This is a genomic window from Pseudomonas sp. ACN5 (assembly GCF_002303975.1).
Classification (GTDB): Bacteria; Pseudomonadota; Gammaproteobacteria; order Pseudomonadales; family Pseudomonadaceae; genus Aquipseudomonas; species Aquipseudomonas laurylsulfatiphila.
Genome location: NZ_MRCP01000001.1, coordinates 241147 through 254550, shown reverse-complemented (window position 1 = coordinate 254550; position 13404 = coordinate 241147). Strand labels below are relative to the sequence as shown.

Annotated in this window: 3 protein-coding genes; 2 read left to right on the top strand and 1 reads right to left on the bottom strand. The window is 60.8% G+C overall.

What is annotated here, in order from left to right; translation table 11 throughout:
• Window positions 1-13 precede the first annotated feature (13 nt).
• Window positions 14-1984: a cyclic di-GMP receptor LapD gene (lapD, locus tag BSF40_RS01205; RefSeq protein WP_095963808.1), complete on the top strand. Its 1971-nt coding sequence runs from the start codon at window positions 14-16 to the stop codon at window positions 1982-1984.
• Between the two features lie 102 nt (window positions 1985-2086).
• Window positions 2087-3298 carry a carboxypeptidase regulatory-like domain-containing protein gene (locus BSF40_RS01200; protein WP_095963807.1) on the top strand — a complete coding sequence of 404 codons (1212 nt, stop codon included), beginning with the start codon at window positions 2087-2089 and terminating at the stop codon, window positions 3296-3298.
• A gap of 121 nt (window positions 3299-3419) precedes the next feature.
• On the opposite strand, the gene BSF40_RS01195 is transcribed toward BSF40_RS01200, so the two are convergent.
• Window positions 3420-12818, bottom strand: coding sequence for a retention module-containing protein (locus BSF40_RS01195; RefSeq protein WP_095963806.1), 9399 nt, complete (start codon window positions 12816-12818; stop codon window positions 3420-3422).
• Window positions 12819-13404: the final 586 nt, after the last annotated feature.

Sequence of the window (13404 nt, the reverse complement as noted above, 5' to 3'; positions counted from 1 at the left end):
CAAGGAGCGAGATATGACACTGCGTAAACAGCTGTTCCTGGCCATCTGCCTGTTCCTGCTGGTGGCGTTCAGCGGCAGTTTTTTTGCCAGCCTCGAAAGCTCCCGCGAGCAAACGCTCAGTCAGCTGCGCGCTCACGCCCAGGACGCGGCCACCGCGCTGGGGCTGTCGCTGACGACACAGGTCGATGACCCGGCAATGATGGAGCTGATGGTCAGTTCGATTTTCGACAGCGGTTATTTCAGCAGCATTCGCGTGATCAGGCTCAAGGATCAGCAAACTCTGGTGGAGCGCAGCACTCCGACAAAAATCGACGGTGTGCCTGACTGGTTCGTCAACCTGGTCAACCTGCGCCCGGAGGGTGGCGACGCCTTGGTCATGCGCGGCTGGGAACAGCTGGCACGGGTCGAAGTACTGAGCAATCCGCAATTCGCCCTGGCCAAGCTCTGGGACAGCACCCTCGGCAGCCTGATCTGGTTGCTGTTGTGCGGGCTGTTCAGTGCGGTGATTGGAGGATGGATGCTGCGCAGGCAATTCCGCCCACTCGACAGCATGGTCCGACAAGCCGAAGCCATCAGTAAACGCGAGTTTCTCAGCCTGCCCAACTTGCCACGCACACCGGAGCTGAAACGGGTAGTGCTGGCCATGAACCAGATGGTCGAAAAGCTCAAGGCGCTATTTGTCGAAGAAGCTGCGCGCAGCGAAAAATTGCGGGCCGAATCCTATCTGGACAGCCTTACCGGCCTGGCCAACCGGCGCCTGCTCGACGAACAACTGGCCGACCACTTGAGAGTGTGCGAACAGAGCCGCGATGGCCATCTGCTGATGTTGCGGATCAACGACCTGAACGGGCTCAACCAGCGACTGGGCGGCCAACGAACGGACGCACTGATCAGCGCCGCCGGCGAACTGCTCAGGCGCCTGACCCAATTGCCGGAACGTCGCACCTGGCTGGCGGCGCGCAATCGCGGAGGCGAATTCAGCCTGCTGACACCGGGTCTGGACGCCGACAGCGCCGTGCGCCTGGCCGCCGATGTCAGCATCAGCCTGGAGAACCTGCGCCTGACCGGCGCCAGCGATTGCATGCCGGTCGCCCACCTGGGCGTTGTCGCCTATCGCCCCGGAGAGCCGATCGGCAACGTACTGCTGCGCCTTGATCAGGCATTGACTGAATCCCGGCAGCGTCCCGAGCGACCCTGGGTGTATCTGGGCCACCATGACACCGCGCCGAATCACTCCCAGCACGACTGGCGCACCTGGATCGACGACGCCTTGACCGAAGGCAAGATGCAGTTGTACTTCCAGCCCGTCGTGCAATGTGCCGATACCCGCCAGGTGCTGCATCACAAAGTGCTGGCACGCCTGCTCGACCCACAGGGCGAGGCGATTGCCGCCGGGCATTTCCTGCCGTGGATCGAGCGTCTCGGCTGGTCGGCACGCTTCGACCTGGCCATGCTCGAAGCCACGCTGGACGACCTGGTGGTCAACCGCAGGCCCTTGGCATTGAGCCTGTACGGGAGCACCCTGCGCGACCCGGTGCAATGTCGAACAATCCTCGACCTGCTCGACTCTCTTCCCGAACTGGCACCGCTGCTGACCCTGGAAATCGACGAGCGCCAGTTGCCCTCCCCCGAAGAACTGCAGCGTTTGAGCCACAGCCTGCTGAACACCGGTTATCGCATCGGCCTGCAACACTTCGGCGGGCGCTTCAGTCAGATCGGCAACCTCACCCAGTTGGGTTTGGCGTACCTGAAAATCGATGGGGCCTACATTCGCAACATCGACGAGCAGCCTGACAAGCGGCTGTTCATCGACGCGATCTTTCGCGCGACCCACAGCATTGATTTGCCGTTGATTGCCGAGATGGTCGAGACGTCAGGGGAGTTGGCGGCCATCAGAGAGCTGGGTGTTTTCGGCGCGATGGGGCGGTTGATCGGGCCGCCGGAGCCAACCTTGCCTGGCCTCCAAGGCAACTTCGACCATTGACCGAAAACCAACTTACAGCTGTCACTTGTGAGAGTAGGCAGGTTATCTGACGAGGTTTTAAATCACTCCGGCATCCAAAATTCTTCAACACCCGGAGTCATCATGACCACTACCCCCCCGAAAACCTCGGCAATCACGCCAAACACACAGAATGAAACAATAGCGAAAGTAACCTTCGATGAAGTCCGAGACAGCAACGGTCATCTCGTTGGCAATAACAGCGTAACTTTTGACAAAAACCTGAATTTCAAGGGTACGGCCGGCGAAAATACGGAGCTCTGGATTCGCGATGAGGCGGGCACAATTACTGACGTGACCAGCGAAGGTAACATCTGGATCAAAGAGGTCACTCTGCGAGGCTTCCAGCGCTACAGCCTTTACGCTATCGAGAAATTCCCGCCTCAAGATAGATCCTCACAGTACGTTATCGTCCTGGCGACCGAGACGCCAATCATCGACACAGTCATCGGCAAGAATGGCCCGATTAAAGATGGCGATCCCTACGACGGCGACTCGCTCGAATTCTCCGGTTACGCACCTCCCGGTATGGAAGTTGAAGCGTTCAACGGCGACACCACCACGGGCAAGAAAACCATGGTGGATACTGTCGGGCGGTTTCAGCTCACCCTCGACGGGCTTACCGCAGGCGACTACAGCATCAAGATCAGGGCCACCAATGGCAAAGAATCCAGTGCGTTTACCTTCCGCGTCATATTGGATGTGAAACTGAGCCTGGATGACGTCCTCGAGTCCGAAGACGGCCCTTCTGTGCCTGAAGGTTGCACCACCGGCAAGACTCAGTTGATCATCAAGGGGCATGCCATGCTCGGTGAGAGCATTCAGCTACTCAATGGCGGCGCCCCCATAAAAGATGCCGTCGCAACTGCTGATCCCGTCAATGGAGCCTGGAAAATCCTGCTCGATGTGACAGATGGAGACTACAGGCTCGCTGCCAGGGCGGACTATGGCGATGGGGAAATCACCGCCCCGCCCCGCACCTTTACCGTGGAATCCACCATCAAACCGCACAATACCCGTGTGTACGATTCGGACGGCCTGATCCAGGACAACGGTACCACCCCATACAACCATGTCATTGTCAGGGGTGATGCGGCCCAGTCAGCGCAGATCAGGCTGAAGATCAATGGTGTCACCGAGCCGAAGCCGGAACCGACCGACGATACGGGTAAATGGGCCAGATTGGTTACAAGCCTGGAATACGGAACCACTTATCAATTCATCGCGGTGGCAGACTATGGTGACAACTCAGAGTCCACCCCCTGGACGATTACTACCGGGGTACCGAACGTATAAGCAGTCATCGCAAGTGTTAAAGACTCCAGTGGCCAGACAGAGCCCTGGTTAGAAACTATTGAATGAAAAAACCCGCCATCCCTTACACAGCAATGGCGGGTTTTTCCGTTCAGGTTTCAGGTCACACGGTATCCACCTTCAACGAATGATCATTGAGCATGCCGTTGATGATGGTCGCCGTGTCATGCCCGCTCGCGACCACCCCACCCGCTCCCGGCGTGACACCGTATTGGCTGGCGAGGTTGACGCCGGCCAGGTCGATGGTCTGGTTCGGCGCGGCGCCGGCCATGGCGCTGACGTCGATGCTGGTCACCGTCGACGCCCCGCTACCGGTGACGGTGAAGTGCAGGTAGTCGTCCAGCGAAGCCGTGGTGCCGTTTTCCCCTTGCAGCAGTTGCGACAGGTCGAGTTTGTCAGTGCCGGGCGTGAAGTCCGTGATCACGTCATGGCCGCTGTTGTCCTTGAGCCACTGGAAGGTGTCGGCCCCTGCCCCGCCGCTGAGGGTGTTGTTGCCCAGGCCGCCAATCAGCAAGTCATCGCCGCCCCCGCCACTGAGGATGTCGTTGCCCAGGCCGCCGTTGATCACGTTGTTGCTGTTATTGCCGGTCAGGGTGTCGTTGAAGTTGGAGCCGGTGAGGTTTTCGATAGCCATCAGGGTGTCCGTGCCCGCGCCGAGGGTGTTCTGCGCAGCGAGCAGGCTGAGGTCGACCGTGACCCCGGCGGTGGCGTGGGCATAGCTGGCCGTGTCGATGCCCGTACCGCCATCGAGGGTGTCATTGCCCGGGCCGCTGTAGAGCAAGTCATTGCCGGCGTCGCCGTGCAGCTCGTTGTTGCCGGAGCCTGCGGTGAGCACATCGTTGCCGTCGCCGGCATTGATGATGTTGCTGCCCGTGCCCGCCACCAGGATGTCATCTGCGCTGGTGCCGGTGAGGGTGTGGCCTTCCTGATAGCTGATGGTCAGGTTGGCCGAGTCGCTGCCACCATGGTTGTCGTTGGCGGTGTAGGTACCGTGGTAGTCCGTGGTGACTTCGTGCGCACCGGCGTAGTTCACCGTCATGGTCAGTTCGTAGTTTTCTTCCGAATTCTTATTGCTGCCACTGGTGTTGGCGATGTTGGTCACGTGGATCTGATAAGTACCATCCGCGCCGGCGCTGATGGTGCCACCATCGGCGATGCTGACAAACGCCCCACCGTTGAGCGAATACTCCATCGTGATGTGCCCAGGGTCCAGGTTGTGATCGAGGCTGAGCGTCTCTCCCTGTTTCAGTTTGACCGTGATGAGGTCTTCGTTGTTGCCATTGGATTGGTTCGCTGCGCTGAGATAGCCACTGACCACCAGCAACGCCGTCATGGTCGCCGCGTTGGCCGCAAAGGCGTTGCGCACGTTGGCCAGACTCTGGTTGGCGGGGTTGTTGTTTTCGCCGGCGAAGCTGATCGCGCCGGTACCGGTGAAGTCCTCGCCTTTCACGACCCAGCCGGTGTTGAACGAGGTCGGTGTCGCCGATAGTTGGTCGCCATCGGGGTCGGTGTCGTTGGCCAGCAACAGTTCGCCCGGCACCACGATGTTGCTCGACGGCACGTTGGTGATGACGTGGTCATCGGCGGCCACTGGCGGTACGTTCGGTATGACTTTGATCGTCAGGGTGGAGCTGGCCAGATCGCCATCGTTGTCGCTGACGGTGAAGCCGATGTTTTCGGTGATCAACACCGAGGTGGTTTTCTGCGAAATGTAAGCGTATTCACCGGTGTCGAGATTGATCTGCAAGGTACCGCTGTTGTTGGTGGCAATGTTCAGTGTGTTGTCCACGGTGTTGAACGTGCCATGGTTGAGCCCGCCGCTGAAGTTCAGGGAACCCTGATTGGTGTTGCCGCTCGGATCGTAGGTGTACGTGGTGCCGTCCACCGTGATGGTCTTGATGAAGCCGCCATCGGCGCCGAATGCACCGCCCTCGCCCAGCAGCGAGCCGGTCACCGGTGCACCGTTCACCGTGCCGGACAGCACCGAGTTGAGCTGGTTGAGGTCGGTCACCACCACCGAATTGGTGTTGGTGTGGCTGCTGCCGTCATAGGCCAGCGGATCGAGGTTGGCGTTGCTCACACCGCTGCCCAGGCCGATCGCGTAGTTCTTGATGTTGTTGGCATCGAGGAAGGCTTTCAGCGCGGTTTCGTCGGCGGTGCCGATTTCCTGGCCGGTGGTGGGCTTGCCGTCGGAGAAGAAGTAGCCGACGTTTTGCGCACCGGTCAGTTTGCCCGAGGTGTTGAACGCGGTCTGCATGGTCGCCACGGCCGCGTCGTAGTTGGTGCCGCCGTCCGCAGTCAGACCGGCGAGTAGCGTCTTGGCGGTGGCGACATCGACCCACACCGAGGTCCTGTCGGTAGCGCTGCTGCTGAAGGTGACGAGCTGTACTTTTACATCGCCCAGGTCGTCGTATTTATCCAGCAAGGCACTGATGGCCTGCTTGGCCAGGGCCAGGCGCGACAGGCCCGGTACGCCGGAAGCGTCGGCCATACTGCCGGAGACATCAAGCACGATCAGCAGGTTGGAATCGATCTCCACTGCCGCCACCGAGCGATCCGATGCCACTGCCTTGGGCACGTCATCGACAATGTTGACCACGATGGTGCTGATACTGCTGTTGCCCGACGCATCGGTGGCCTTGTAGGTGAAGCTTTCACTCAGGCTGTTCGGACCATCGTTGGCATTCGGTGAGGTTTTTGGCGCCGAGGTCAGGGTGTAGGTGTAGCTGCCGTCGGAGTTGAGCAGGATCTGCCCGTAGGTGCCGGTGGCGCTGCCGACCAGGGTGTAGGTGAGCGCGCCGCTGGCACCCGAGACAGATCCGACCAGGGTCCCGGACGCAGTTTCACCGGTATTGCCCGGATCGCTGCCGGTGACCGTACCGGCGGCCAGGTCCTGGCCGCCCTGGTTCAGGTCGAGGGCTTTTTCATAGACCGTCACGTCGCTATCGGGGTTGGCCTTGATAATGCTGTTGGCCACATCAATGGTGATGGTCGTGGTGCTTTCATCACCATCGGAGTCGCGCACGGTGTAGGTGAACGTATCCGTGGCCCCGGCAACGCCGACCGAATCCGGGTTGCTGTGATACACCGCGTTGCCGTTGGCATCGAGCGTCAGGTAACCGTAGGTGCCGTTGATCGGGTTACCCAGCCCGCCGACGGCCGAGGTCGCGGTATTGCCGCCGGCGCGCACGCCGACCACCGTCGCCGGACCATCGGCGCCGTTGATGTCATTGCCCAGCACACCGATATTGACCGTGCCGCCCTCCGTTACCGATGACGAGTCAGGTTTGGCGCTCGGCAAGTCATCGACGATGTTGACGTTGATCTGCCCGTTCGCGATGTCGCCATCGGTGTCGGTGGCGACGACGTTGATGTTCTCGATGAGGCTGTTGATGCCGTCGGCGGTTGGATGGGCTTCGTTGTCGTTCAGGGTGTAGCTGTAGCTGATCACGCCGGTGGTTGGGTTGTAGCCGGTGATGGTCAGGGTGCTGCCCAACGGCGTGACGGCAGTTTGCGGGAAGCCGGCGGCCACGCCACCGCTGACCACGGTGATGCCGCCCACGGTCAGGGTTTGCAGGCCATCGAGGGCGGTGACCGTGAAGGTGCCGCTCTGGGTCAGGGCCGGTGCGTTGGGGTCGGTGCCGTCAATGAGGTTTTTCTCGTAGACCGTCAGCTCGCCGCCGTACACGTTGAGGCCGTTGAGTGTCACTTGATTGTCGTTGTTGTGGATCTGCAGTACCAGGTTGGCGGTGCTGATGTCACCGTCGGCGTCCGTGAGGGTGTAGGTGAAGGTTTCGGTATCGCTGCCACCGCCGTGCAGGTTTTTGAAGTCCGCACTATTGGGATCGAGCGTGTAGGTGTAGGTGCCGTTGGCATTGAGCACCAGGGTGCCATAGGTACCGGTGAAGGTGCCTGGGGTGACCGGGCCGACGGCGACTTTATCAGCGCCGATCACGTCGTTGCCGAACACATCGCCGCTGAGGCTCGGCACTGCCTCCGAGGCGGTGCCGAGGTTGCTGTCGTTCATCGCTTTGGGCACGTCATCGACAATGTCCACCACGATGGTGCTGGTGACGATATTGCCCAGCGAGTCGGTAGCCTGATAATTGAAGGTCTCGTGCATCACGTTCGGGCCGTCATTGGCGTTCGGTGTGGTGCTCGGCGGGGTCGTCAGGGTGTAGGTGTAGGTGCCGTTGGCGTTGAGCTGAATCTGTCCGTATGCCCCCACGTTGCTGCCGACCAGGGCGTAGGTGATCGCGCCGACGGCGTGAGTGACCGAGCCCACCAGTGTGCCGGAAGCGGTTTCGCCCGTGCTGGTCGGATCGCTGCCGACGACCGTACCGGCGGCCAGGTCCTGGCCGCCCTGGCTCAGGTCGAGGGCTTTTTCGTAGACCGTCACGTCGCTATCGGGATTGGCCTTGATGATGCTGTTGGCCACATCGATGGTGATGGTGGTGGTGCTTTCGTCACCATCGGAATCGCGCACGGTATAGGTGAACACATCCACCGCGCCAGGGGCGCTCACTGCGTTAGGCGTGCTGTGATACACGGCGTTGCCGTTGGCATCGAGGGTCAGGTAACCGTAGGTGCCGTTGATCGGGTTGCCCAGCCCGCCGATGGCCGAGGTTGATGTATCGCTACCCGCGCGCACGCCGACCACAGCGCCAGCAGCAGCCGGACCATCGGCACCGCCGATGTCGTTGTCCAGCACATTGCCGCTGACGGTGCCGCCCTCCTGCACCGAGTCCGCATCAGCTTTGGCGGTCGGCAGGTCGTCGATGATGTTGACGTTGATCTGCCCGTTCGCGATGTCGCCATCGGTGTCGGTGGCGACGACGTTGATGTTCTCGATGAGGCTGTTGATGCCGTCGGCGGTTGGATGGGCTTCGTTGTCGTTCAGGGTGTAGCTGTAGCTCACGACACCGGTCGCCGCGTTGAAGCCGGTGATGGTCAGGGTGCTGCCCAACGGCGTGACGGCAGTTTGCGGGAAGCCGGCGGCCACGCCACCGCTGACCACGGTGATGCCGCCCACGGTCAGGGTTTGCAGGCCATCGAGGGCGGTGACCGTGAAGGTGCCGCTCTGGGTCAGGGCCGGCGCGTTGGGGTCGGTGCCGTCAATGAGGTTTTTCTCGTAGACGGTCAGCTCGCCGCCGTACACGTTGAGGCCATTGAGGACCACCGGATCGTCATTGTTGTGGATTTGCAGTACCAGGTTGGCGGTGCTGCTGTCGCCGTCCGCATCGGTGATGGTGTAGGTGAAGGTTTCCGTGCCGTCGCCACCGCCGTGCAGGGCTTTGAAATCGGCATCGCTGGTGTTCAGCGTGTAGGTGTAGGTGCCGTTGGCGTTGAGTACCAAGGTGCCGTAGGTGCCGGTGAAAGTGCCGGGGGTGATCGGGCCAGTGCCTTCTCCAATGGTTACCCGGTCGGCGCCCTGCACGTCGTTGGTCAGCACGTTGCCGTTCAGGGTCAGTTGGGTTTCCGAGGCGGTGCCATTGCTGTCGTTCATGCCTTTTGGCAGGTCGTCGACGATGTTGACGTCGAGGCTGCCCGTGGCCGTGGTGCCGTTGTCGTCGACCGCGGTCACGGTGAACTGTTCAGGCAGGGTGTTGGCGCCGTTGGCCGTCGGGTGCGCTTCGTTGTCGTTGAGGGTGTAGCTGTAGCTCACGACACCGGTCGCCGCGTTGAAGCCGGTGATGGTCAGCGTGCTGCCCAATGGCGTAGTGATCGATTGTGGGAATCCCGCCGCTACGCCTCCCGTGACCACGGCGATGCCGCCGACGGTCAGGGTGGTGACGCCGTCCAGTGCGGTGACGGTGAACGTGCCGCTCTGGGTCAGGGCTGGTGCGTTGGGGTTGCTGCCGTCACTGAGGTTTTTCTCGTAGACCGTCAGCTCGCCGCCGTACACGTTGAGGCCGTTGAGTGTCACTTGATTGTCGTTGTTGTGGATCTGCAGTACCAGGTTGGCGGTGCCGCTGTCGCCGTCCGCGTCGGTGATGGTGTAGGTGAAGGTGTCTGTGCCGTCGCCACCGCCGTGTAACGCCTCGAAGTCGGCGTCGCTGGTGTTAAGGGTGTAGGTGTAAGTGCCGTTGGCGTTCAGCACCAGGGTGCCGTAGGTGCCGGTGAAAGTGCCGGGGGTGATCGGGCCAGTGCCTTCTCCAATGGTTACCCGGTCGGCGCCCTGCACGTCGTTGGTCAATACGTTGCCGTTCAGCGTCAGCAAGGTTTCCGAGGCGGTGCCATTGCTGTCGTTCACGCCTTTTGGCAGGTCGTCGACGATGTTGACGTCGAGGCTGCCCGTGGCCGTGGTGCCGTTGTTGTCGACCGCGGTCACGGTGAACTGTTCAGGCAGGGTGTTGGCGCCGTTGGCGGTCGGATGCGCTTCGTTGTCGTTGAGGGTGTAGCTGTAGCTCACGACACCGGTGGCGGCGTTGAAGCCGGTGATGGTCAGCGTGCTGCCCAATGGCGTAGTGATCGATTGTGGGAATCCCGCCGCTACGCCTCCCGTGACCACGGCGATGCCGCCGACGGTCAGGGTGGTGACGCCGTCCAGTGCGGTGACGGTGAACGTGCCGCTCTGGGTCAGGGCTGGTGCGTTGGGGTTGCTGCCGTCACTGAGGTTTTTCTCGTAGACCGTCAGCTCGCCGCCGTACACGTTGAGGCCGTTGAGGACCACCGGATCGTCATTGTTGTGGATTTGCAGTACCAGGTTGGCGGTGCTGCTGTCGCCGTCCGCATCGGTGATGGTGTAGGTGAAGGTGTCTGTGCCGTCGCCACCGCCGTGCAGGGCTTTGAAGTCGGCATCACTGGTATTCAGCGTGTAGGTGTAGGTGCCGTTGGCGTTGAGTACCAAGGTGCCGTAGGTGCCGGTGAAAGTGCCGGGGGTGATCGGACCAGCGCCTTCACCGATGGTTACCCGGTCGGCGCCTTGTACGTCGTTGGTCAGCACGTTGCCGTTGAGGGTCAGCAGGGTTTCCGAGGCGGTACCATTGCTGTCGTTCACGCCTTTCGGCAGGTCGTCGACGATGTTGACGTCGAGACTGCCCGTGGCCGTGGTGCCGTTGTCATCGACCAGGGTCACGGCGAACTGCTCAGGCAGGGTGTTGGCGCCGTTGGCCGTTGGGTGCGCTTCGTTGTCGTTGAGGGTGTAGCTGTAGCTCACGACACCGGTCGCCGCGTTAAAGCCGGTGATGGTCAGGGTGCTGCCCAATGGCGTGGTGATCGATTGTGGGAAGCCCGCCGCCACACCCGCGGTGACCACGGCGATGCCGCCGACGGTCAGGCTGGTGACACCGTCCAGTGCAGTAACAGTGAAGGTGCCGTTCTGGGCCAGCGCCACGGCATCCGGAGTACTGCCGTCACTGAGGTTTTTCTCGAAGACGGTGAGTTCGCCGCCCTCGACGTTCAAACCGCCAATCGTCACCGGATCATCGTTGTTGTGGATTTGCAGCACCAGGGTCGCCGTACTGCTGTCGCCATCGGCGTCCGTCAGCGTATAGGTGAAGCTTTCGGTGCCGTCGCCACCGCCGTGCAACGCTTTGAAATCCGCATCGCTGGTGTTCAGGGTGTAGGTGTAAGTGCCGTTGGCGTTAAGTGCCAGGGTGCCGTAGGTGCCGGTGAATGTGCCGGGGGTGATCGGGCCGGCGTTTTCTCCAATGGTTACCCCGTCGGCGCCTTGCACGTCGTTGCTCAATACGTTGCCGTTGAGGGTCAGCAGGGTTTCCGACGCCGTCGAAGCGTTGCTGTCGTTCACGCCTCGAGGCAGGTCATCGACGATATTCACATCCAATGAACCGGTGGTCGTGGTGCCGTTGTCGTCGACCGCGGTCACGGTGAACTGTTCAGGCAGGGTGTTGGCGCCGTTGGCGCTCGGATGCGCTTCGTTGTCGTTGAGGGTGTAGCTGTAGCTCACCACACCGGTCACCGCGTTGAATCCGGTGATGGTCAGCGTGCTGCCCAGCGGGGTAGTGATCGACTGCGGGAAGCCCGCCGCCACACCCGCGGTGACCACGGCGATGCCGCCGACGGTCAGGCTGGTGACACCGTCCAGAGCAGTAACGGTGAAGTTACCGTTCTGGGTCAGCGCCGTGGCATCCGGTGCGCTGCCGTCGCCGAGGTTTTTCTCGAAGACGGTGAGTTCGCCGCCAGTGACGTTCAAACCGCCAATCGTCACCGGATCATCGTTGTTGTGGATTTGCAGCACCAGGGTCGCCGTACTGCTGTCGCCATCGGCGTCCGTCAGCGTATAGGTGAAGCTTTCGGTGCCGTCGCCACCGCCGTGCAGGGCCTTGAAGTCGGCATCGTTGGTGTTGAGGGTGTAGGTGTAGGTGCCGTTGGCATTCAGCACCAGGATGCCGTAGGTACCGGTGAAGGTGCCGGGAGTGATCGGCCCGCTGTTTTCACCGACCGGCACACGGTCAGCGCCTTGCACATCGTTGGTCAATACGTTGCCGTTAAGCGTCAGCAAGGTTTCCGAGGCGGTGCCATTGTTGTCATCGACTGCTTTGGGCACGTCATCGATGATGGTGAGATCCAGCGTACCCGTGGTGCTGTCGCCATTGCTGTCGCTGGCCACCACGGTGACGCGCTCGGTAAGACTATTGGCACCCTCGCCGCTTGCATGGGTTTCGGCACGGTTGAGGGTGTAGCTGTAACTGACCACGCCCGTCGCCGGGTTGTAGCCGGTGAAGGTCAAGGTACTGCCCAAAGGAGTGGTGAACGACTGCGCAAAACCTGCCGCCACACCGCCGCTGATCACGTTGATGCCGCCGATGCTCAGGCTGGTCAGCCCGTCTGGCGCATTGATGGTGAAGGTGCCGCTTCGCGTCAGCGAACCTTCGTTCCTCAACGAACCGTCGGTCAGGTTGGCTTCATTGACAGTCCGATCGCCGTTCTGCCCCGACAGACCTTCGAAGCTGACCGGATTGTTCGGCACCTGCGGCGTCACTGGTGGCACCACAGGGGTATCGGCCGCTACAGTGTTATTGTCCGGATTAGCGTTCAGGCGTTCTTCGGGAAGTTCGGGAATGCCATTGAAACCGGCAGTAGGGAAGCCGATGGTGGGATCGACTCGCCCGCCCACTTCCTCGAGCATGACGAAACTATGGCCGCTGCCCTGGACGCCGCCCGGTACACCGCTAGTCGTAGACGACCCGGCAGCGGTGGCTTCAGCGGTTTGGGTCGGATCGTCGCCCGCCGCAATGGCTTTTTGCAGCTGTTCGACATCCGTCAGTTGCGCCTGGCTCGGCGTCACCGCCTCGGACAAGTCCACATGGGGAATCTGATTGGCGAGCAATTGCGGGGTCATCTGCATGCTGCTGCCGCGCCCGAGGGTCAGTTCCTGGCCATTTTGCAGATGCACCGCTACCGCGCCTTCAGCGCCGGTACTCAGTTGGTCGCCAGCGAACAGCTTGTCCCCTTCGACCAAAGCACGCCGGGTGCCATCGCTCGCAACCGCGAACACCTGACCGATGACCTTACTGACGATTCCGATGAGCGTTGCCATGTGCACTTCCTCCGCCGCCAACCGCCGTCGGCACCTTGATTGTGCGAAGAACGTGCTCATGGCTCGAGCGGGTTGCCTGGTGGATCGTGTTCCGGGTGCCGGTTTACTTGAGTAAGCCGTGTACCCGGCAACGATCTCGCCCAGCCAGTCGCTCACGGCGCTGTTTACGATTTCGGGAAAATCCCTCTGCAATCAATGGCATCGGATCCCTGTTCGCAACAACGTTGCCTGTGAGCGATGCGTAACGATCTCGAAGCACTCAAGTGACAAAAAACCGTCGCCACCAGATCGCTCGCATCCCTCCCCTCCAGCACTTCTCCGCTCTATTTCGATAAGTGGATTGGAACTTTCCTCAAAGCCCGATGAGCCCCCTAGAGCTCGTAAAACAAGGGCTTTCGACTTGAACAATGTGCTGGATTTTGTAGAGCGCATAAGTTTTTTTTTGCATAGCCGTTATGAAAAAAATTTCTTAGCTACGCTCCAGAATGTTCTTAGCTCTTTTGTTAAATACGTGAAACAACTTTACCTACAAATGTCGTCAATAAATTGGCGACTGATAAGCACCATCAGGAATCAGGGAGATGTA